The sequence below is a fragment of the Sphingomonas baiyangensis genome, assembly GCF_005144715.1.
GTDB classification, from domain to species: Bacteria; Pseudomonadota; Alphaproteobacteria; order Sphingomonadales; family Sphingomonadaceae; genus Sphingomonas; species Sphingomonas baiyangensis.
Window position 1 is genome coordinate 166,152 of the sequence record NZ_SWKR01000001.1, and the last position, 20,959, is coordinate 187,110.

General features: G+C 69.5%; 17 protein-coding genes. 11 read left to right on the forward strand and 6 right to left on the reverse strand.

The features are described from left to right. Positions 1-8: 8 nt before the first annotated feature. Entirely contained in the window at positions 9-347 is a 339-nt protein-coding gene (locus tag FBR43_RS00760) for a DNA primase (protein WP_169542420.1), read from the forward strand. Beyond that, positions 347-856 (forward strand): MliC family protein, encoded by a 510-nt coding sequence (locus FBR43_RS00765; RefSeq protein WP_136941341.1) that lies wholly within the window; start codon positions 347-349, stop codon positions 854-856. Before FBR43_RS00760 ends, FBR43_RS00765 begins: the two co-directional genes overlap by 1 nt. On the opposite strand, the gene FBR43_RS00770 is transcribed toward FBR43_RS00765, so the two are convergent. Further along, the gene (locus tag FBR43_RS00770) at positions 853-1,455 is read right to left on the reverse strand and encodes a phosphatase PAP2 family protein (protein ID WP_169542421.1); all 603 of its coding nucleotides are present in this window, start codon (positions 1,453-1,455) and stop codon (positions 853-855) included. The two genes, FBR43_RS00765 and FBR43_RS00770, sit on opposite strands and share 4 nt — an antisense overlap. Before the next feature lie 109 nt (positions 1,456-1,564). Between FBR43_RS00770 and ychF the strand changes: the two genes are divergently transcribed. Continuing rightward, a complete protein-coding gene (gene ychF, locus FBR43_RS00775) occupies positions 1,565-2,665 on the forward strand; it encodes a redox-regulated ATPase YchF (protein WP_136941343.1) in 1,101 nt (366 codons plus the stop codon). Between the two features lie 417 nt (positions 2,666-3,082). On the opposite strand, the gene FBR43_RS00780 is transcribed toward ychF, so the two are convergent. Further along, positions 3,083-4,753, reverse strand: a complete 1,671-nt coding sequence (locus FBR43_RS00780) for an ATP-binding protein (RefSeq protein ID WP_136941344.1) — start codon at positions 4,751-4,753, stop codon at positions 3,083-3,085. A 189-nt stretch (positions 4,754-4,942) separates the two neighbouring features. On the opposite strand from FBR43_RS00780, the gene FBR43_RS00785 reads away from it, so the two are divergent. The 6 genes from FBR43_RS00785 (at position 4,943) to pbpC (ending at position 17,044) form a co-directional block, all read left to right on the forward strand. Further along, entirely contained in the window at positions 4,943-6,352 is a 1,410-nt protein-coding gene (locus FBR43_RS00785) for a glycosyl transferase family protein (RefSeq protein ID WP_136941345.1), read from the forward strand. Then, positions 6,349-7,368, forward strand: a complete 1,020-nt coding sequence (locus FBR43_RS16010) for a hypothetical protein (RefSeq protein ID WP_169542422.1) — start codon at positions 6,349-6,351, stop codon at positions 7,366-7,368. The genes FBR43_RS00785 and FBR43_RS16010 overlap by 4 nt, the downstream gene beginning before the upstream one ends. Before the next feature lie 78 nt (positions 7,369-7,446). Next, complete coding sequence (locus FBR43_RS00795; protein WP_136941346.1) at positions 7,447-8,358, forward strand: sulfite exporter TauE/SafE family protein; 912 nt, start codon at positions 7,447-7,449, stop codon at positions 8,356-8,358. Further along, a complete protein-coding gene (locus FBR43_RS00800) occupies positions 8,355-9,119 on the forward strand; it encodes a TIGR02186 family protein (RefSeq protein WP_136941347.1) in 765 nt (254 codons plus the stop codon). The genes FBR43_RS00795 and FBR43_RS00800 overlap by 4 nt, the downstream gene beginning before the upstream one ends. Positions 9,120-9,218: 99 nt before the next feature. After that, complete coding sequence (locus FBR43_RS00805; protein ID WP_136941348.1) at positions 9,219-14,939, forward strand: alpha-2-macroglobulin family protein; 5,721 nt, start codon at positions 9,219-9,221, stop codon at positions 14,937-14,939. Further along, positions 14,936-17,044 (forward strand): penicillin-binding protein 1C, encoded by a 2,109-nt coding sequence (gene pbpC, locus FBR43_RS00810; RefSeq protein WP_136941349.1) that lies wholly within the window; start codon positions 14,936-14,938, stop codon positions 17,042-17,044. Before FBR43_RS00805 ends, pbpC begins: the two co-directional genes overlap by 4 nt. 257 nt (positions 17,045-17,301) lie before the next feature. Here the strand turns inward: pbpC and FBR43_RS00815 are convergent, their stop codons facing one another. From FBR43_RS00815 to FBR43_RS00825, 3 genes are all read right to left on the reverse strand, one after another. Next, positions 17,302-17,700, reverse strand: coding sequence for a VOC family protein (locus FBR43_RS00815; protein ID WP_136941350.1), 399 nt, complete (start codon positions 17,698-17,700; stop codon positions 17,302-17,304). A gap of 167 nt (positions 17,701-17,867) precedes the next feature. Next, the gene (locus FBR43_RS00820; RefSeq protein WP_136941351.1) at positions 17,868-18,389 is read right to left on the reverse strand and encodes an RcnB family protein; all 522 of its coding nucleotides are present in this window, start codon (positions 18,387-18,389) and stop codon (positions 17,868-17,870) included. Between the two features lie 201 nt (positions 18,390-18,590). Then, the gene (locus tag FBR43_RS00825; RefSeq protein ID WP_136941352.1) at positions 18,591-19,073 is read right to left on the reverse strand and encodes an outer membrane protein assembly factor BamE; all 483 of its coding nucleotides are present in this window, start codon (positions 19,071-19,073) and stop codon (positions 18,591-18,593) included. A gap of 116 nt (positions 19,074-19,189) precedes the next feature. Between FBR43_RS00825 and FBR43_RS00830 the strand changes: the two genes are divergently transcribed. After that, positions 19,190-19,711, forward strand: coding sequence for a ubiquinol-cytochrome C chaperone family protein (locus FBR43_RS00830; RefSeq protein WP_169542450.1), 522 nt, complete (start codon positions 19,190-19,192; stop codon positions 19,709-19,711). Further along, on the forward strand, positions 19,708-20,238 hold the full coding sequence (locus tag FBR43_RS00835) for a YceD family protein (protein ID WP_136941354.1): 531 nt from the start codon (positions 19,708-19,710) through the stop codon (positions 20,236-20,238). The genes FBR43_RS00830 and FBR43_RS00835 overlap by 4 nt, the downstream gene beginning before the upstream one ends. A 6-nt stretch (positions 20,239-20,244) precedes the next feature. Here FBR43_RS00835 and FBR43_RS00840 read toward each other — a convergent pair whose 3' ends face one another. Further along, on the reverse strand, positions 20,245-20,859 hold the full coding sequence (locus tag FBR43_RS00840) for a TetR/AcrR family transcriptional regulator (protein WP_136941355.1): 615 nt from the start codon (positions 20,857-20,859) through the stop codon (positions 20,245-20,247). Between the last annotated feature and the right edge of the window lie 100 nt (positions 20,860-20,959).

A 20,959-nucleotide genomic window follows, 5' to 3' on the forward strand; every position in this document is an offset into this window, starting at 1 on the left:
GTGGCGACATGGGCGGCCGACAGATTCCCGAACAGGGTCCGCAGGACGATGGCTTCAACGAGGAAGGCTATGACGAGAGCCAGCGGGCCGAGATCCTCGAATTCACCCGCGACGGACCGAGCAACGGCGTGATCCTCACCGATGTCGAACCCGATCTGGGCGACGACGACGAGGAAGATGAGGACGAGTTGCTGATGGCCGCCGACGAGACCGGCGAGGAAGACGACGACGCAGAGGTCGACGAGGACGATACCGAGGAAGACGAGCTCCAGGCCGATTTCGACGACGACGACCTCGATGAGGACGACGATCTCGACGACGCCGATCGCGAAGCGCTCGATCCGTGATGGCGGCGCGGCGGGCACGGCATCGCGCCAGCGGCACTGCCGCCGCGCTGCTGCTGCTCGCCGCGTGCGGAGACGAGGCCGGAAACGAGGCCGACGCCAACCGCGTCGACCCCGCGCTGGCCAATGCCGTGACGCCGCTGCCCCCCGAGCCCGTCGCCAATCTCGCGGCACCCGAGGCCAGCATGCCGGGCATCGACGCGCCGCCCGTTCCGGCGCCGCCGCCCCCCGACAGCGACGAGCCCGACCCGGCGGCCGAAGCGCAGCAGACCGGGACGACGGTGCATACCCGCTATCGCTGCGACGACGGCACCTTCGTCGATGCGAAGTTCAACGCCGATGCCAATACCGTGAAGCTGCGCCGCGAAGGCCGCGTGCTCGGTGTGCTCGACGGACAGCCCGCCGCTTCGGGTATTTGGTATCGCGGCAAGGGCTATGAATTGCGTGGCAAGGGCCGTGACGCGACGTTCATCCGCCCCGGCGCTGCCCCCGTCCACTGCCTCGCCGACTAGCCGCGACGCGGCTGTATCCAGGTTTCCAGCTTCCGCTCGAAACCTGCGACGATGCGTTGCGCCGCCCAGCCGATCGCGGCACCTACCACCACGTCGCTGACATAATGCTTGCAGCGTGGCACCTGCACGATGCCGACGCCCGCCGCCAGCAGCCGCATTGGCGCCGCGAGCACCGGCGCGTCGGCCGCCACCGCTTCGGCGACTGCAACCGCGCCCGCCGTGTGGCCCGACGGAAACGACGATAGCTCGTGCGTGTCGCTGTCGCCGCGCTCCATGCGATAGCCCGCCACCAGCGCATGATCGGGCCGCGTGCGATCGACCGATCGCTTGATCGCGGTCTTGATCGCGGTCGCCAGCGCATGCGCCGCGAGCATCCGCGCGCCGGTACGGGCCATGGCAGGCTGGCGCGCAACAAGGCCGCCGACGATGACCGCCGTTGACAGCGCGACGAGCGGCGGCTGGTCGGCGGCCTCGCTCAGCCAGCCGGCGTGCCGCACCTCGGGGCGATGGCGCTGATGCGCGAGCGCCTGCGTGATCGCCAGATCAGCGTCCTCGATCGCGGCGACCGCCTCGATCGCCTGTTGTCTGATTTGCCCCATGTCGATCGCTTGAACGCGCATATGCACGCCGGGGTCCGCGGCACTGGCAATCGGCGGCGCGCGCGGCTATCTGGCCGCGATCTTCCCGCCTTCGCCTTAAGGATTTCGCATGGGTTTCCGCTGCGGCATCGTCGGCCTGCCCAATGTCGGCAAGTCGACACTCTTCAACGCCTTGACCGAGACGGCCGCCGCGCAGGCCGCCAACTATCCCTTCTGCACGATCGAGCCCAATGTCGGCAACGTTGCCGTGCCCGACGAGCGGCTGCAGGCGCTGGCGGCGATCGCAGGATCGGCCAAGATCATCGAGACGCAACTGGGCTTCGTCGACATCGCCGGCCTGGTCCGCGGCGCCTCGAAGGGCGAGGGGCTGGGCAACCAGTTCCTCGGCAACATCCGCGAGGTCGACGCGATCGTCCATGTGCTGCGCTGCTTCGAGAATGACGACATCCAGCATGTCGACAACAAGGTCGATCCGATCGCCGATGCCGAGACGGTCGAGACCGAGCTGATGCTCGCCGATCTCGAAAGCCTCGAAAAGCGCGTTCCCAACCTCGTCAAGAAGGGCCAACAGGGCGACAAGGAAGCCAAGGCCGCCGCGCAGGTGCTCGGCCGCGCGCTCGATCTGCTGCGCGACGGCAAGCCCGCACGTCTCGCCCAGGCGTCCGACCCCGACGAGGCACGCCATCTGGCGCAGGCGCAGCTGCTTACCGGCAAGCCCGTGCTCTATGTTTGCAACGTCAACGAGGAGGACGCCGCCGAAGGCAACGCCTATTCGGCGCGCGTGTTCGAAAAAGCCGCTGCCGAAGGCGCCGAGGCGGTAGTGGTATCCGCCGCGATCGAGGCCGAGATCGCCACCATGCCGCCCGAGGATCGCGCCGAGTTCCTTGCCGAGCTGGGCCTTTCCGAAACCGGCCTCGCGCGCGTCATCCGCGCCGGGTACAAGCTGCTCAACCTCCAGACTTTCTTCACCGTCGGCCCCAAGGAAGCGCGCGCCTGGACCGTGGAAGTCGGCGCGCGCGCACCGCAGGCGGCAGGCGAGATCCACACCGATTTCGAGCGCGGCTTCATCCGCGCCGAAACGATCGCCTATGACGATTATGTCGCGCTGAAGGGCGAGGCCGGCGCACGCGACGCCGGCAAGCTGCGTTCCGAAGGCAAGGACTATGTCGTCAAGGACGGCGACGTGATGCTGTTCCGCTTCAACGTCTGACGCGGGATGCCTGCAAACCGGCCGAATTGCCGGCTAGCGTCGTTTCAAGCTACGCTGAATCACCTTTCACCGTTCGTGCTGAGCCTGTCGAAGCACTGTTCGTTCTTTGAGCGTCGTTGAAGATCGGCACTTCGACAAGGATCTCCTGAGCTTGCCGAAGGGCTCAGTGCGAACGGTGATGGGTACGCGAAGTCAGCACGAAACCTCTATAGAGGCTGAAGCAAGTCCGTTCGTGTCGAGCGAAGTCGAGACAGCCTGCCGAGCGAAGCGAGGCGCGTGCGGCGCTCTCGCGACGCTGGACCTTGTCCCTCGACTGCGCTCGGGACGAACGGGTGTTTTTCCAAAATGTCGGCGGGGGGAAAGCGGCGGATTGCTGTCCGTTGCCGCTTTCCCCCACGCCTTTCCCGTTGGGGAAACTCAGTGCCGCTGGCTGCGCCAGCGCCGTATCGTGCGTTCGATCGTGCCTTCCTCGCCCCCCGTCTGCCGCCACAGATCGGTAAACGAAGGATCGGCCGAGGCCGGCCGGCGATGTTCCTCGAGATCGTCGAACAGCACGCGGATGGGGGTCGATACGCCCTCCCCGCAAATAATGCACTCGCGATTTCGCAATGCCGGAATCGAATCGAGGAAGCCGCGCGCGCCCTCGGGCATCGCCGCGCGGACATAAGCCTGGTCGCGGTCGTTGTTGAGACGCATCGCGATGATTGTGCCGAGCTGCGACAGCACGCCTTCGGCAAGGTCCGAAGGACGCTGCGTGATGAGCCCGAGCGACACGCCGTATTTGCGGCCCTCCTTGGCGATGCGGCTCAGGATTTTGCCCACCGACGATCCGTCGGCATTGCGCTCGTTGGGCACGTAGCGGTGCGCTTCCTCGCAAACGAGCAGGATCGGCCGCGGCGTCTCGCCGCGTGACCAGATCGCGAAGTCGAACACCATGCGGCTCAGCACCGCGACGACGACCGACGTGATCTCGCTCGGCACGCCCGATACGTCGATGATCGAGATGGGCTTGCCGCTGGCGGGCAGGCGGAACATGCGCGAGAGGAACTGCTGCATCGTGTCGGCCACGAGCATGCCCGAGAACATGAAGCTGTAGCGCGGATCGGCCTTGATCTCCTCGATTTTGGTCTTGAGCCGCAGATAGGGCGCGCTGTCGCCGGCCCGGTCCATCTTGCCCATTTCGAGCTGGATCAGGTTGGTGAGGTCGCTCAGCAGATAGGGAATCGGCGAATCGACCGTCAGCTTGACGTCGGCCGAAAGCCGGTTCTTGCCGCGCGCCATCAACAGGCATTTGGAGAGGATGTCGGCGTCGATCTGCCGCTCCGATCCGTCGGCGGTGAGGAACACCTCGCAATGTTCCTCGAAGTTCATCAGCCAGTAGGGCATCGCCAGATTGCCGACGTCGTAGATCGCGCCGTTGTTCTTGAACGCCGCGGCATATTCGCCGTGCGGATCGATCATCACGATATGGCCCTGCGGCGCGGCGTCGCAGATCTTGTGCAGGATGAGCGCCGCGCTCGTCGACTTACCCGTGCCCGTCGAGCCGAGCAGCGCGAAATGCTTGCCGAGCATCGCATCGATATACAGCGCCGCACGGATATCGCGCGAGGGATAGACGGTGCCGATCTCAACGTTCGATCGGTCGTCGGTCGAATAGATCTGCTTAAGGTCGCCGGTCGAGACGGGAAACACCTCGCAGCCGGGCGTGGGATAGCGCGTCACGCCGCGGCGGAACTTGTATAGCTTGCGCGTCAGCCGCTCCTCGTCGCCCTCGCCCAGAAAATCGATCGCCGCGACGATATCGCCATGCGCATCGTTCGACAGCCGCAGCGAGCGGATGTTGGCGACGAGCCAAGTCGTCCCGACGCGCATCTTGACCTGGCTGCCCACCTGCCCCGCGCCCGCGATCGCCGGGTCCGGGTCCGCGCGCAGATGCTCGATCAACTGGCGATCGAGCACGACCTGGCTCGACGATCCGGCAATCTCGGTGACCACGCCGATCGCGGCCGCGCCGCCTGCCATTCCGCCTGCTCCGCCCTGCGGCATCTGCGCGCCGGCAAATCCCCGCGCATCGAGCATCTCGGCCATGCAATCGAACTCCACCACCCTTGTCCGGTCCGGCTATGCCCCATCGAGGGTAAACATACCGTTCGACATGAAACGTACCGACCAGACATGCCTTCACCGCCAGAAAGCTCCGAAATGGCGGTGTCCGTCCAATAGCTTGCAAGCGCCGTAGCATCGGTAAATACTGATACTACCGAATCGGGGGCAACGATGGCGGGCGTCGAACAAGCGATCGCGAACCTGCAGTTCGTCGCCTATGAAGCGATGTTGTTCGCCGCGATCGGCTATCTTGTAGGCGGGTTCGACGATCTTCTGGTCGATCTGCTTTACTTGCTGCGCCGCCTGCTTTCATGGCTTGGTTTGCAGGATCGCAAGCGCGACATGCCGCCTGGCCCACCCGTCGTGCACGGGCCGCACTATTTCGCGATCCTCGTGCCCGCATGGGACGAGGCGGCGGTGATCGGCGCAATGCTGCGCACTGCGCTCGCACGGCTCGGCGATGCGTCCTATCGCATCTATGTCGGCGCCTATCCTAATGATCGCGCGACGATCGCCGCGATAAGCGATGTCGCGGCGGGTGACGCGCGCGTGGTGCTGGCCATCGGCGACCGGGCCGGCCCGACAACCAAGGCCGATTGCCTCAATACGCTGTGGCAGGCGCTGCTTATCGACGAGGCAGCGGGCGCGCCACGCGCGAGTGCGATCGTGCTGCACGATGCCGAAGACCTTGTCGACGCGGGCGAACTGCGCGTCTTCGCGCACCATCTGCCTGCGGCCGACGTCGTGCAGCTGCCCGTGCTGCCGCTCGTCGATCCGGCATCGCGATTCGTCGCGGGCCATTATCTCGACGAATTCGCCGAAAGCCACGCCAAGACGCAGCTCGTCCGCCAGGCACTGGGGGCGGCGCTGCCGCTCGCCGGCACGGGGTTCGCCGTGCGCCGCGACATGGTCGATCGCATCGCTGCGTCGCGCGGCGGCGCGCCGTTCGATCCCACCTCGCTGGTCGAGGATTACGAGCTGGGTCTGACGATTGCCGCGATGGGCGGGCGCGCGGTGTTCGCGCGCGCGGTCGCGCGGCCGGGCGGCGCGCCCATCGCGGTGCGCGCCTTCTTTCCCGGCACGCTCGATGCCGCGATCCGGCAGAAGGCGCGCTGGATGCTCGGCATCGCGCTCGCGGGATGGGATCGCACCGGCTGGGGCCGTACGCTCAATCCCGGCGATCACTGGATGCGCATGCGCGACCGGCGCGCGCTCATCGCGGTGCTGGTGCTCGCCGCGGCCTATCTGGCGCTGGCGCTCTGGGGCGTGCTGGCGGTGCTGCGCTGGGCACTCGGCCTGCCGCAACCCGCGCTGCCGCCGGCGGTCGACGCGCTGCTCGCCGCCAATCTCGCCCTGCTCGCGTGGCGGATCGCCGTGCGCATGGCGTTCGTCGGCCGCGCCTATGGCCGAACCGAGGCGCTGCTTTCGGTGCCGCGCATCTTCGTCGCCAATCTGATTGCGCTGATGGCGGCGCGGATCGCGCTGTGGCGCTATCTGGGGCTGCTGCGCGGCGCTCGCCTGCGCTGGGACAAGACGGCGCACCACTTCCCCGACGGGGCGGCGATCGATCGCGTCGCATGACGATGGCGGGCCGGCCGCTGCGCTTCGTGGCCGGCGTCGTCGCGGGATGGACGGTGCTGCGCATCGCCTTCCTCCTGCCCGAGGCAGCCTCGATCCCCGACGCGATCGATGCGATCGTGCCCAGTGCCGTCGCAGCCGAAGGCGCCGGGCCGGCACCAGACGGCCGCGTCGCGATCCTGCTGCCGCCGCCTGCCAGCGCCGCGCGGCCCTATCGAAGCATTGCGCGAGCGGTCGATATGGCGAGCGGCGACTCCGGCCCGCGCGACGCCACGCCATTGCTCCTCAAACGGCTACCGCCGGCCGGCATACTCAAGCCCCAACCGACGCCTGCGATCGCACCGCAGACGGCATCGATCACCATTCCGGGCCAGCAACGCACCGCGCGCAATGCGCGCTTCTCGGGCAGCGCGTGGGTCGCGCTTCGCGGCGGCAGCGGGCGGGCGATCGCCGATGGCGGCCAGCTTGGCGGGTCGCAGGCGGGCGTGCGTATCGGCTATCTGCTCGATGCACGGCGTCGTTTGTCCGCCACCGCGCGCATCTCGGCGCCACTGGAAGGCATCGGGCGCGAAGCGGCTATCGGCGTCGAGTGGCGACCCACCCGAGCCGCCGTCTCGATCATCGCCGAGCAGCGCATCGCGCTCGATGCGGGGCGTGGCGGCACCGCCCTGTTCGCGGTCGGCGGGTTCGGACCGCAGTCCGTCGGACACGGCTTCGAGGTCGAGGGCTATGCCCAGGCAGGCGGCGTGCTGCGCGACCGCATCGAGCCGTTCGCCGATGGTGCGCTGCGCATCGCGCGCCCGATCGCTGCCACGCCCATCGGCGCGCTGTCGCTCGGCGCCGGCCTGTGGGGCGGCGCGCAGCGCGGTGCCGCGCGGCTCGACATCGGCCCGTCGCTCGGCCTTGCGATGCCGGCGGGCGACCGCACGATCCGCGTGGCGCTCGACTGGCGCCAGCGCGTAGCCGGCCGCGCCCGCCCCGGATCGGGGGTTGCGCTCACGCTCGGAACCGATTTCTAGAGATCCGACGTTTCGCGGGGTATCGGCGGCCAATCCGGCCTTCGCCCCAGCGCTGCGGGCGTGTAACGCGGGATTGCCATGGACCTGTATCTCCCCATCGCCAATCTTTCGGTCAACGCGCTCGTCATCGTCGCGCTGGGGCTGGGCGTGGGGCTGCTGTCGGGCATGTTCGGCGTCGGCGGCGGCTTCCTGACCACGCCGCTGCTCATCTTCTACGGCATCCCGCCCACCGTCGCGGCGGCATCGGCGGCGAGCCAGGTGACGGGCGCCAGCGTCTCGGGCGTGTTCGCGCATGTGCGGCGCAAGGGCGTGGACTTCCATATCGGCGGGGTGATGGTGGCCGGCGGCGTCATCGGCGCGGGGGCCGGCGCGTGGCTGTTCGAGATACTGCGCGCCAATGGCCTCATCGATACGGTGATTGCCGTGCTCTACGTGCTGCTGCTCGGCTCGATCGGCGGGCTGATGCTCAAGGAATCGGTCGATGCGCGCCGCGTGCACAAGGGCGCGCGTCCGCCCGCGCGGCGCCGGCGCCATCATCCGCTGGTCGCGGCGCTGCCGCTGCGCTGGCGCTTCTACCGCTCGGGCCTCTACATCTCGCCATTGGCGCCGTTGCTGCTGGGCTTCGCGACGGGCGTGCTGACGATGCTGCTCGGCGTCGGCGGCGGCTTCATCCTCGTGCCCGCGATGCTCTATCTGCTCGGCATGTCGACGCAGGTCGTGGTCGGCACGTCGCTGTTCCAGATCCTGTTCGTCACGGGTGCCGCGACGATGGTGCACGCCGTCACCACCAAGGCGGTCGACATCGTGCTCGCGGTGCTCCTGTTGCTGGGATCGGTGGCGGGCGCGCAGATCGGCGCGCGCCTCGCGCAGAAGCTGCGGCCCGACCAGCTGCGCATGGTGCTCGCCGCGCTCGTGCTGCTGGTGGCGATCCGCATGGCGCTGGGCCTCGGCTGGCGGCCGGGCGAAATCTATTCGGTCGAGCCTGCATGATGCGCGTGCTCGGCCTGCTGCTCGCGGCGCTGCTGCTGGCGGGTGCGCGCGCGCCGGTGCTCGTGCCCGACGTGTCGCAGCGCGAGATCGAAATCATCTACAGCTTCACCGGCGCCGAGCTGCTGCTGTTCGGCGCGATCCTCTATCCCGACGGCGCCCGCCCCGCCGAAGGCGACGACGCCGCCGAGATCGTCGTGGTGGTCAAGGGCCCCACGCAATCGGTGCTGATGCGCGAAAAGGCCAAGGTAGCGGGCATCTGGGTCAATGCCGAATCGATGCGCTACCGCTCGGCGCCATCCTTCTACGCGATCGCCTCGTCACGCCCGATCGACGAGATCGTCGACGAGCGCACGCGCGCGATCTACGAGCTGGGGCTCGACAGCCTGCAACTCTCGCCCGTCAGCACCGCCGCAAGCGAGGTGCAGCAGCGCTTCGTTCAGGGTCTAGTTGACCTGCGCCGCCGCACCGGGCTGTTCGTCGAGGCGCCGGGCGCCGTCGAGATCACCGATGGCGTGCTCTACCGCGCGCGCGTGGCGATCCCCGCGCGCGTGCCCGTGGGGCGCTTCACCGCCGAGACCTTCCTGATCCGCGACGGACGCGTGCTGGCGGCGGCAGTGCGCGAGATCGACATCCGCAAATCGGGCTTCGAGCGTTTCGTCGCCAGCGCCGCGCAGAACGCCTCGATCCTCTACGGCATCGCCGCCGTCACACTCTCGGTATTGTTCGGCTGGGCGGCGGGCGCGATCTGGCGTCGATTCTGAGACGGCCGACCCGATAGTTTTCGTGGCATTCGCCGCGCGAGCGCGTAGCCTGCATCAGCGATCGGGGGATTGGCGATGCAGGGATGGATGCGAGTCGCAATGGGGGCGCTGGCGCTCGCGGTGGCACCGTTGGTGGCGCTGGGCGATACCAGTCCGCGCGTCGAGCTGGCGACACCCGGCTATGGCGGCGGCGCAATCGAACGCTTCACGCTGCGCTTCGACCAGCCGATGGTGGCGCTCGGCGATCCACGCGCCGCCGCGCCCGTCACGGTCGAATGCCCCATGGGCGGCTCGGGCCGCTGGACCGACCAGCGCAGCTACGTCCATGATTTCGCCGCCCCTTTGCCCGCCGGCACCGCATGCGTTTTCACGCTGCGCGAGGGACTGCGCAGCGCCGCGGGCTATGCCGTAGCGGGGCAGACGCGTTTCACCGTCGATGCCGGCGGCCCCTCCGCGCGCGCCGTGCTGCCCACGCGTTATGGCGGCGAGATCGAGGAGGATCAGGTGTTCCTCGTCGGATCGAACGGCGCCGCCGCACCGCGATCGGTCGCCGAGCACGCCTATTGCGCCGTCGACGGCATCGGCGAGCGCATTCCCGTCGACATCCTGCCGCGCGCGCAGACGAGCGAGCTGGTGCGGCGCATCGGCACCGATCGGTGGGAGCTGCGCGGCTTCCTGACCGACGCCGGCCTGGGCGATGCGCTGCCTGCCGATGCCGCCGGGCGCGATCGTGCGCTCGCCAGTGTCACCGCGCTCAAATGCCGCCGCCCGCTGCCGCCAGGGCGCGAGATGGCGCTGGTGTGGGGCGCGGGCATCACCGGCGCCGGCGGGCGTGCGGCGGGCACCGACCAGCGCTTCGACTATACCGTGCGCAAGCCCTTTACCGCGCGGTTCGAATGTTCGCGCGTCAATCCGCAGGCGGGGTGCAGCCCGGTGCAGCCCGGTCATGTGCGCTTCACCGCGCCGATTCCGCGCGCGCAGGCCGAGGCGATCCGCCTGACCTTCGCCGACGGCACCAGCGTTGCCCCCAGCCTTACCGACGAGGACAAAAGGCAGGCGACGCTATCCGACATCCGCTTCGCCGCGCCGCTGCCCGCCGACGCCAGCGCGCAACTCACGCTGCCCGCCGGCATCCGCGACGAGAGCGGTCGTGCCCTCGCCAATGCCGAGCGATTCCCGCTGGCGGTCCGCTTCGATGCCGCGCCGCCACTGGTGAAGTTCGCCGCCCCTTTCGGCATCCTCGAGGCAAGCGAGGGCGGCGTGCTGTCCGTGACGGTGCGCAACGTCGAGGCCGAACTTGGCGGGCGCAACGCCAATGTGACAGGCGCCAGCCTGCGCGTCGACGCCTCCGACGGCGAGATCGCGCGCTGGCTGCGCACCATCGACGATGCCGACGATACCGATATCCGCACCGTCACGCAGGGCGGGCGCGAAGTCCGCATCAACGATACCGGATCGCGCTCGATCCTCGCCGGCCGGCGCAGCGGCCAGTTTCGCGTCAACCTGCCGGGCAAGGGCAAGGCGTTCGAGGTGGTGGGCATCCCGCTCAAGACGCCGGGCTTCTACGTCGTCGAGCTGGCGTCGCCGCAACTCGGTCGGGCGCTGCTCGGCCGCGATGCGCCGCGCTATGTGGCGGCAGGCGCGCTCGTCACCAACATGGCGGTGCATTTCAAATGGGGCCGTGCCGCATCGCTCGCCTGGGTGACGGCGCTCGACAGCGGCAAGGCGGTGGGCGGCGCCGAGGTGCGCGTGACCGACAGCTGCACCGGCCGCCTGCTGGCGCGCGGGACTACCGATGCGCAGGGCCGGCTGCGCGTGGGCGGCGGCCTGCCCGAGCCGCAGACCTATTCAGACTGCGACAATGAAGGATCGCCGCATGCGCTGATGGTGTCGGCGCGCAAGGCAGGCGATTTCAGCTTCACGCTCACCGAATGGGGCGAAGGCATCCGCCCCTATGACTTCGACCTTCCCTATGGCTGGGACGAGCGCGAGGAGATCGTCCACACCGTGTTCGATCGCGCGCTGCTGCGGCAGGGCGAGACGATCCACATGAAGCACATCGTCCGCCGCCCGGTGGCCAAGGGGTTCCAGGCTGCGGGCGGCTGGCAAGGCACGCTCACGCTCCAGCATCGCGGATCCGACACGATGTTCGAGCTGCCGCTTTCGATCGACGCGGGCGGCATCGGCGAGAGCGAGTGGGCGGCGCCGGACGGCGCGCCGATGGGCGATTACGACCTGCGCGTGACGGTCGGCGACCGCACCATCTATACCGAGCAGTCGTTCCGCGTCGACGAATACCGCCTGCCGACGATGCGCGCGAGCGTAACGGGGCCGAAGGCGCCGCCGGTGCGCCCCGCCAGCGTGCCCGTCGATCTGTTCGTCGGCTATCTCTCGGGCGGCGGCGCGGCCAACCTCCCCGTCGATCTGCGCGTCGGCTGGAGCGAGCGCACCACCGCGCCCGACGGGTACGAGGCGTTCACCTTCGGCGGCGCCGCGATCGCCGAAGGGGTCAAGCCGCTCAACGGCGAGGGCGAGGAGGATGCCGCCCCCCTGCCCCCCACCCAGACGCTGCCCGCCATACTGCGCGCCGACGGCACCGCACGCACCGCGCTCGACGTGCCGGCAGGGCTGACCGGCGCCGCCGACATGCTCGTCGAGATGGATTATCCCGATGCCAATGGCGAGATGCTCACCGCCTCGCGCCGCATCGCCATCCATCCCGCCGCGGTGCAGATAGGCGTGCGCACTGATGGCTGGATGATGCAGGCCGACGACCTGCGCCTCAAGTTCGTCGCACTCGACCTGCAAGGCCGGCCGATCGAGGGCCAGCGCCTGACGGTCGAACTCTATAGCCGCGAAATCCTCACCGCGCGCCGGCGGCTGATCGGCGGCTTCTATGCCTATGACAACCGGATGCGCACGGTGAAGCTGGGCGAGGGATGCACCACCACCACCGACGCACTGGGGCTGGCGCAATGCGCGCTCGACCCCGGTGTCTCGGGCGAAGTCTATGCCGTCGTCACCGCGCGCGACGCCGACGGCAATGTCGCGCGCGCGACACGATCGGTATGGCTGACCGGCGAGGACGACTGGTGGTTCGGCGGCGACAATGGCGACCGGATGGACGTCATTCCCGAAGCCACCAGCTACAAGGCCGGCGAGACCGCGCGCTTCCAGGTGCGCATGCCCTTCCGCGAGGCGACCGCGCTGGTGACGGTGGAGCGCGAGGGCGTGATCGCCAGCTTCGTGACGCAGCTCGACGGCGCCGACCCGGTGGTCGAGGTGCCGATGCCCGGCGCCTATGCGCCCGATGTGTTCGTGTCAGTGCTGGCGGTGCGCGGGCGCGTCGGTGGCTGGAGCCTGTGGCTCGCCAATCTCGCGCGCGAATGGGGGCTGCCCTTCTTCAACCGTGAAGGCGCGCGACCGACCGCGACGGTCGATCTCGCCAAGCCCGCCTATCGGCTGGGCATCGCCAAGGTGCAGGTGGGCTGGGAAGCGCACCGCATGCAGGTAGCGGTGAAGGCCGATCGCGAGCGCTATGCCGCGCGCGACACCGCGCGCGCGCTGGTGCAGGTGCGCAATCCCGACGGCACGCCCGCGCCTGCCGCCGATCTCGCCTTCGTCGCGGTCGACGAGGCGCTGCTCCAGCTTGCCCCCAATGACAGCTGGGACATACTCGCCGCGATGATGGGCGAGCGGCCGCTCTCGGTGCTCACCGCCACCGCGCAGATGCAGGTGGTGGGCAAGCGTCATTATGGCCGCAAGACCGCCGCGCCGGGCGGCGGCGGCGGCGGCGATCTGTCGGGCCTCAACCGCGAGAATTTCCAGCCCGTGCTGCTCTGGCGCGGGCGCGTGCCGCTCGACGCGCAAGGCCGCGCGGCGGTTGCGGTGCCGCTTTCCGATGCACTCTCGTCCTTCCGGCTCGTCGCCATCGCCACGGCGGGTGCCGATCGCTTCGGCACCGGATCGGCAAGCGTGCGCACGCAGCAGGATCTGAGCATCTTCGCCGGCGTCCCGCCGCTGGTGCGCACCGGCGACCAGTTTGGCGCGGGCTTCACGCTGCGCAACGGCTCCGACCGGCCGATGCGCGTCACCGCCGAGGTCGCGCTGTTCCCCGCCATCGCGCGCGGCCGGCCGCTGACCGTCGATATCCCTGCCGGCGGCGCCGCCCCCGTCGCGTGGAACCTCACCGCGCCTGCCGATTCAGGAACGCTGCGCTGGCAGGTGACGGCACGCAGCGCCGATGGGCGCGCGACCGATCGCCTGACCGCCACGCAGGCCGTGGTGCCTGCCGTTCCGGTCGAGACATGGGCAGCGGCGCTCACACGCATCGGCGCGGGCGGCAGCCTGCCGATCGCCCCGCCCGCCGGCGCCTTGCCGGGCCGCGGCGGCGTCGAGGTGGCGCTTGCCGACAGCCTCGCCCCCTCGCTCGCTGGCGTGCGCGACTACATGGCCGCCTATCCCTATGCCTGTTTCGAGCAGCGGCTGTCGAAGGCGATCGCGCTCGGCGACATGGCGGCGTGGAACCGGCTGGCGGGCGAGTTGCCCGCGTATCTCGACGGTGATGGCCTGCTGCGCTTCTTCCCCGGCGAGACGCTGCCGGGATCGGAGGCGCTCACCGCCTATGTGCTCGGCATCACGGGCGAGGCCGGCCTGACGCTTCCGCCACAGCCGCGCGCGCGTATGATCGAGGCGCTGCGCGCGGTGCTCGACGGACGCTTACGGCGCGAGGATTATGGCGATGTCCGGCTCCAGCGCGTCGCCGCCTTCGCCGCGCTGGCGCGTGCGGGCGCGGCCACGCCGGCGATGCCCGGCCAGCTCGGCATCGGCACCGCCGAGATGCCTACCGCGAGCCTTGCCGAATATCTGATCGCGCTCGATCGCGTGCCGGGCCTCGCCAACGCATCGGCGCTCCGCGCCGAGGGCGAGCACGTGCTGCGCAGTCGGCTCGCCTATGAAGGCACGCGGCTCGATCTCACCGATCAGGATGACGCGGCATGGTGGCTCTTGTCGTCGGGTGACGAGGCGGCGGCAAAGGCGCTGCTCGCCACGCTCGGCCGACCCGGCTGGCAGGACGACGGCCCGCGCATGATGACCGGCCTTGCGCTGCGCCAGCGGCGCGGCCACTGGGATACCACCACCGCCAATGCCTGGGGCACCATCGCGACGCGACGGTTCGAGGCGATGTATCCGGCGAGCGCCATCGCCGGCACCACCACCGCCGCGCTCGGCAGCGCGCGCCAGTCTCGAAGCTGGCCGCTCGCGCTCGAGCAGCGACTCTTGCGCTTCGCGCTCCCCGCTGCCCCCGCCAGCCTCTTGCTGGCGCAGTCGGGTGGTGCGGGGCCGTGGGCGACCGTCTCGGTCAAGGCAGCAGTGCCGCTGATGCAGCCGCTCGCGGCGGGCTATCGTCTGACGCGTTCGGTCGAGGCGGTGCAGCGCCGCATGCCCGGCCGCTGGACGCGCGGCGATGTGGTGCGCGTGACGCTGAGCGTCGAGGCATCGGCGACACGCAACTGGGTCGTCATCAGCGATCCGGTGCCCGCCGGCGCCACCATTATCGGCGGCATGGCCAACCAGTCGGCGCTGCTGCGCGAGGGCGAGGATGGCGCGGGGCTGGCGCCCTCCTATGTCGAGCGCGGGCAGGACGCATGGCGCGGCTATTTCGGCTGGATGCCGCGCGGGCGGCACAGCGTGAGTTACACGATGCGGCTCAACGGCGCCGGCCGGCTGCAACTGCCCCCCAGCCGCGTCGAGGCGATGTATTCGCCCGCGATCCGCGCCGCGCTGCCCAACGCGCCGATGGTGGTGGCCGAGCGGTGAGACCGGCGTTTGCTGCGGGCGCGGTGATCGGCGCGGTGGCGCTCGGTGTGGGGCTCGATCATGCCACGCGCCCGCTGCCGCTCCCCGATGTGGCGACGGTGCGGGCGAAATGGCAGCCATCGGAGGCATGGCTATACGATCGCCACGGCCGGCTGATCGACAGCAGCCGCGTCGATTTCGCGCATCGCCGGCTCGGCTGGACACCGCTCGATCGCGTCGCCCCCGTCGTCCGCGCGACGGTGATCGCCGCCGAGGATCGCCGCTTCACGCGCCATGCCGGCATCGACTGGCTGGCGCTCGCCGGCAGCCTGCGCGACCGGATCGAGGGCAAGCGCGTACGCGGTGCCTCCACCCTCTCGATGCAGGTCGCCGGCATGCTCGCGCCGTCGCTCGCCACGCCCGGCCGCCGCGGCGTGTTCGACAAGCTCCGGCAGATGCGCGCCGGTCGCGCGATCGAGCGCAGCTGGTCGAAGGACGCGATTCTTGAGGCCTATCTCAATCTTGCGGGGTTTCGCGGCGAGGCGCAGGGCGTCGGCGCCGCCGCGCTCGGGCTGTTCGGCAAGACGCCCGCCACGCTCACGCGCGACGATGCCGCGCTGCTCGCAGCCCTGCTGCCCGATCCCGCCGCACCTGCCCCACGCCTCGCCGCGCGCGCCTGCGCGATCCTGCGCGACGGCGATTGCACGCGCCTGCCCGCGCAGGCCGCCGCGATGCTGGGGCCGGCACGTAGTCTCCAGCTCGACCCCGGCCTCGCGCCGCATCTGGCCGACCGGCTGCTGACTAGGCCGGGGCTGCGAATCGCCACCACGCTCGACGCGCGCGTGCAGCAGGCCGCGATTCGGGCGCTCAGGCGGCAGTTGCAGGGGCTGGGCGGCACGCGCGCGCGCGACGGCGCGGTGATCGTCGTCGACAACGTATCGGGCGACGTGCTGGCGCATGTCGGTGGCATCGGCGGCGCCTCGCGCGCGCCCGCGGTCGACATGGCGGCCGCCTATCGTCAGGCCGGATCGACGCTCAAGCCCTTCCTCTACGCGCAGGCAATCGAGCGCGGCTATCTCACCGCCGCCTCGATCCTCGACGATTCGGCGGTGCAGCTCGACACCGCCTCGGGCCTGTACGTGCCGCAGAATTACGATCGCGCCTTCAAGGGCCCGGTGCCCGTCCGCGCGGCGCTTGCCGGGTCGCTCAACGTGCCCGCGGTACGCACGCTGCTGCTCGCCGGGCCCGATGCATTCCGCGACCGGCTGTGGGACATGGGCTATCGCGGGCTGACCGAGGACGGACAATATTACGGCTTCAGCCTGGCGCTAGGCTCGGCCGAGGTGACGCTTGCCGAGCAGGTCGCCGCCTTTCGCGCGCTCGCCGATCGCGGTCGCTACGCGCCGCTGCGCTGGACGCGCGATGCGCCAGACACCGCCCCCCGCCCTGTTACGAGTGCAGCAGCGGCGTTCATCGTCGCCGACATGCTTGCCGATCCCGATGCGCGCGCCGCCAGCTTCGGCAGCGATTCGGCGCTGCGCCTCCCCTTCTGGGCCGCGGTGAAGACAGGCACGTCGAAGGGCATGCGCGACAATTGGTGCATCGGCTTCACCACGCGCTTCACCGTGGGCGTATGGATCGGCAATGCCGAGGGCGATCCGATGCGCGCGGTATCGGGCACCAGCGGCGCAGCACCCGTCTGGCGCGACCTGATGCTGGCGCTGCATGCCGGCAATCCCCCGCCCGCGCCGCGCCCGCCTGGAGATGTAGAGGCGGTGCCGGTGCGCTTCGCCGGCGGCATCGCCGCTCCGCGTCGCGAGTGGTTCGTGCGCGGCACCGCGCAGCCGCAGGTGGCGATGGCGCCCGAAGCTGCGCGCCGGCCGCGCATCACCAGCCCCGTCGCGGGCAGCGTCTATGCGCTCGATCCCGATATTCCGGCGCCGCGCCAGCGGCTTGCGGTGGGCGTCGCAGGCCCCGTCGCCGGCCACCGCCTGCGCATCGACCGGCGCGATCTGGGGCCGGCCGATGGCGGCGCGCTGATGCTCGCCGGGCCGGGGATGCACCGCCTGCAACTGCTGGCACCCGATGGCCGCATCGTCGATCAGATCCGCTTCACGATCCGATAGAACCAAAACGCCGCCCGCGCGTTGCGCGCGATGGTCCTACACCCCTTTCGGGACTGGTGCTGTATCGCACCGGCCGCGCTCGCTGCGTAACCGCGGCGCGGCCGTTCAGGGGTGTACGCGTGACTGCGGCGGGTGAAGCGGTAACGTACCACCTTCGGTTTGCTGGCCGAATGTTCGGTTTGGGCAGAAAATCAGACGTTCTCGGGATCGCATGGTCGAGGTCCGCTAGGGTCAGTTGCGGACCTGCGCCGGACGGATCAGGCAGGAAAATGAATGCCGCACATTTTGTTGCCGTCAGGATCACGAAAATAGGCCAGCACGACGGTGCCGAGGGAAGCCGTTTCACGCCGCCCGGGCGGAGCTTCGATCGAGGTCCCGCCAGCGGCAACGGCGGTATCGTGAAGCTGCTTCACCTGCTCGGGCGAGTCGCACGAAAAGGCGACGGTGCTACCGTTGGCGACGCTTGCCGGTTCGTCGTTGATCGGCTGGCTGACGATGAGATTGGTCCCGTTGCCGTTATTGTAGATCAGACGAGTATGGCCGCTGTCAGCGATGTTCCGCGTCCCTTCCCCAGCACCCAAGGTGGCGAGAACCTTGTCGTAGAAGCGCTTGGACCGTTCAATATCGTTCGATCCGACCATGGTGTGAAAAAGCACGTACGCTCTCCTGAAGGCAGATCGACATCCGATCGGCTCCAGCTTTCTCACCTATCCGCCATGCTACCAAGCCCTAATCGGCCCAGCCGCACCAAAACGCCCGAACCCCGGCCGGCGCCTTGCGACGCCGACCGGGGCTGGCCCTCCTGTTGGGCTGTTGGCGCGGCTTACCAGTAGAAGCCGCGAATGACGTCAACCACGCGACCGCGGCGATAATCGACCAGGATCACGTCGTTGTAATGGCGCACCCAGCGCTGGTTGCGCGCGACGGGCGGCAGGCGGTAGCGCCACGGATCGTTGATCCAGTAGCGCTGGCCATAATAAGTGGGCGCGATGCGCGTGCCGGCGCGGAACTGGTTGTAGCGGAACGGCGCGCGCCAGTTGCCGCGGGCATAGAGCGCGCGGTTGCCGTTACGATAGTCGCGCCAGTCGTTGCGCGCCCAGCGGCGGTTGCGGTCGTTGACGTCGCGGCGCAGCTCGCGCTGTGCCTGGCGCACGTCGCGCGCCTCGCGACGTACGTCGCGGCGGTCGCCGAAACGTTGCGCCTGCCGCAGCTCGCGCCGCTCCTCGCGCAGGTCGCGGCGGCTTTCGCGCACTTCGCGCTGCGACTGCGCGCTGGCTACGGTGGGAATCGCGACCGCCGGCATGGCGACTGCGGCCATCAGCGCGGTCAGGACAAATTTACGCATGAGCGATCCTCCTTCAACACCCGGCGGCGAATCGTCTTCGCTGCCGATGAGAAGGATTTAGGAGAGCCGCCCTGAACCGGTCGGGAACATGTCCGTCAGCCGCCAGACAGGAAGATTAACCGCGTACCGCGCGCTTGGAGAACGTTCGGGAGTTCGGTGCCGGCGCTGGAATGCGCTTATGGCGCATTCTCAAACGGGCGATCAGGGCTGGCCGCCCGCTCCCGGCCCCGCCCCCGGCGCACCGACGGTGCCGATATTGCCGAACAGCTCCTCGAAGAAGCTCTTGTCGCGGCCCAGCGTCGGCGTCTTCTTCGACAAGGGATCGACCGAGGCGATCTGCTCCTCGCCCATCCGGTCGATCGTTTGCACCACGCCCGCCTCGTCGAAGCGGATGCGCAGCGTCGTCTGCTTGTGCGCCTCGGGATTGTTGAAGGCGAGGTTGCGGCTGTCGCGCGAGACGTAATACCACTCGCCCTCGTTGAACTGCGCGGTCAGCGTCGGGCGACCGAGCACCTTGAGCACCGATTCGCGATTGTCGACGCCGGGCTGCACCGAATTGACCAGATCGGCGTCTATCACATAGCCCTGATGGCTGCGCAGCGGCGCGCACGCCGAAAGCGCAAGCCCCAGCGCCAGGACCGGAACGAGCCCGCGCGGGCCGATCGTCGACAGCTTCGGCGACATGAACAAATGCTCCTGAACTCAAGCGATACCCCGCCCGACCGATTGCATCGCGGGCGATTGCCCTCAATATGCGCCTGAGCGCCGCCAAACAAGGCTGCGCGCCATGACGGGATATGATGGGCCTGCTGCAACGACTTTTCGGCCGCGCCGAACCGCGCGACGCCGCCGCGCTCTACGACGCCGTGGTCGCGCGCGCACGCGACGAGCATTGGTATCTAGCCGGCCGCGTCGCCGACAGCGTCGACGGACGGTTCGACATGGTGGCGGCGGTGCTGGCGATGGTGATGCTGCGGCTCGAGGCCGAAGGCGAGGATCGCGACGCGCGCGTGCTGTCGGCCTCGCTTGCCGAATGCTTCGTCGACGACATGGACGGCCAGCTGCGCCAGATCGGCATCGGCGACATCACCGTCGGCAAGCATATCGGGCGGATGATGGGGATGCTCGGCGGCCGGCTCGGCGCCTATCGCGATGCGCTCGGCGCGGGCTCGCTCGAACCCGCGCTGGTGCGCAACCTCTATCGCGGCACCCCGCCCGCGCCCGAAGCGCTCGCACATGTCGACACCCGGTTGCGCGCGTTCCACGCCGCACTCGGCGATATACCCGTCGCGCGCCTGCGCGAAGGCGCGCTGCCGGCATGACCGCCAGCGAGTTTCCCCGCCCGCACCGGCTCGATCGCATCGGCATGGGCGAAAGCGACGTCGCGGTCGAGGCGACGCCCGACGAACGCGCCGCGCTCGCCCGCCGCTTCGCGTTGCTCGCGCTCGATCGGCTCGAAGCGAGCTACACGTTGCGCCGCGAAGGCGATGGCGTGCGCGCGCATGGCCATCTGAGGGCGGCGGCGACACAGGCCTGCATCGCCACCGGCGATCCCGTGCCCGCGACGATCGAACAGGATTTCGTGCTGCGCTTCGTGCCCGAACCCGGCGAGGCGCTGCCCGACGAGGTCGAGCTCGACGCCGACGATTGCGACACGATGTTCTTCACCGGCAGCGCGATCGATCTGGGCGAAGCGGCAGCCGAGACGCTGGCGCTGGCGCTCGCCCCCTTCCCGCGCAGCCCCGCCGCCGATGCCGCGCTCCGCGAGGCAGGCGTGCTCGGCGAGGATCAGGCAGGCACCGGTGCCTTCGGCGCGCTGGCGGGTCTGCGCGACAAGCTGGCGCAATAGCGCCCGCTACCCGCGCGGCGCGAGCCCGTGGCGCAGGAACTCGGCGATCTCGCCGGCGATCGCCTCGGGCAACCGGTCCTCCTCCCACACGCCGAAGCGCAGGCCCAGGAACACGTTCATCCCCATGATCGCCCAGGCATGGGCCTCGCCGACGTCGCCGCGCACCTCGCCGCGATCCGCGGCGGCGCGCAGCCGCGCGTGGATGCGCTCGGCAGTCGTCGCGTAATGCGCGTGGAAGCTCTCGGGGTCGACGAACTCGGCCTCGTCGATGATACGGTAGATTTCCTTGTGCGCGCGCACGAAGCCGATGAAGCGCTCCAGCCCTGCGCGCTCGGCGGCGATGCCATCGGGTGCCGCGCGGATCGCGGGCGCCACATGGTCGCGCACCTGCGCCGACATGTCGCGCACCAGCGCGCGGAACACCGCGTCCTTCGAATCAAAATAGGTGTAGAAGCTGCCCAGCGCCACGCCCGCGCGGCGGGTGATGCCGCTCACCGAGCCTTCATGGAATCCCTTCTCGCCGAATTCGAGCGCCGCAGCGTCGAGGATCGCGCGCAGCGTCTTGCGGCCGCGTTCGGTCCGCGGCTCCTTGCCTTCGCTGGCACTCGCGGCCGACGCCATCGTTCCGGCCTGCGGTTTCTCTGCTGCCGCCAATGCGCCCTCCCCCATTTCCCAAGTTGAAACCCGGTTCAGGTTTCAGTATAGCACCGCGCAGAACTGG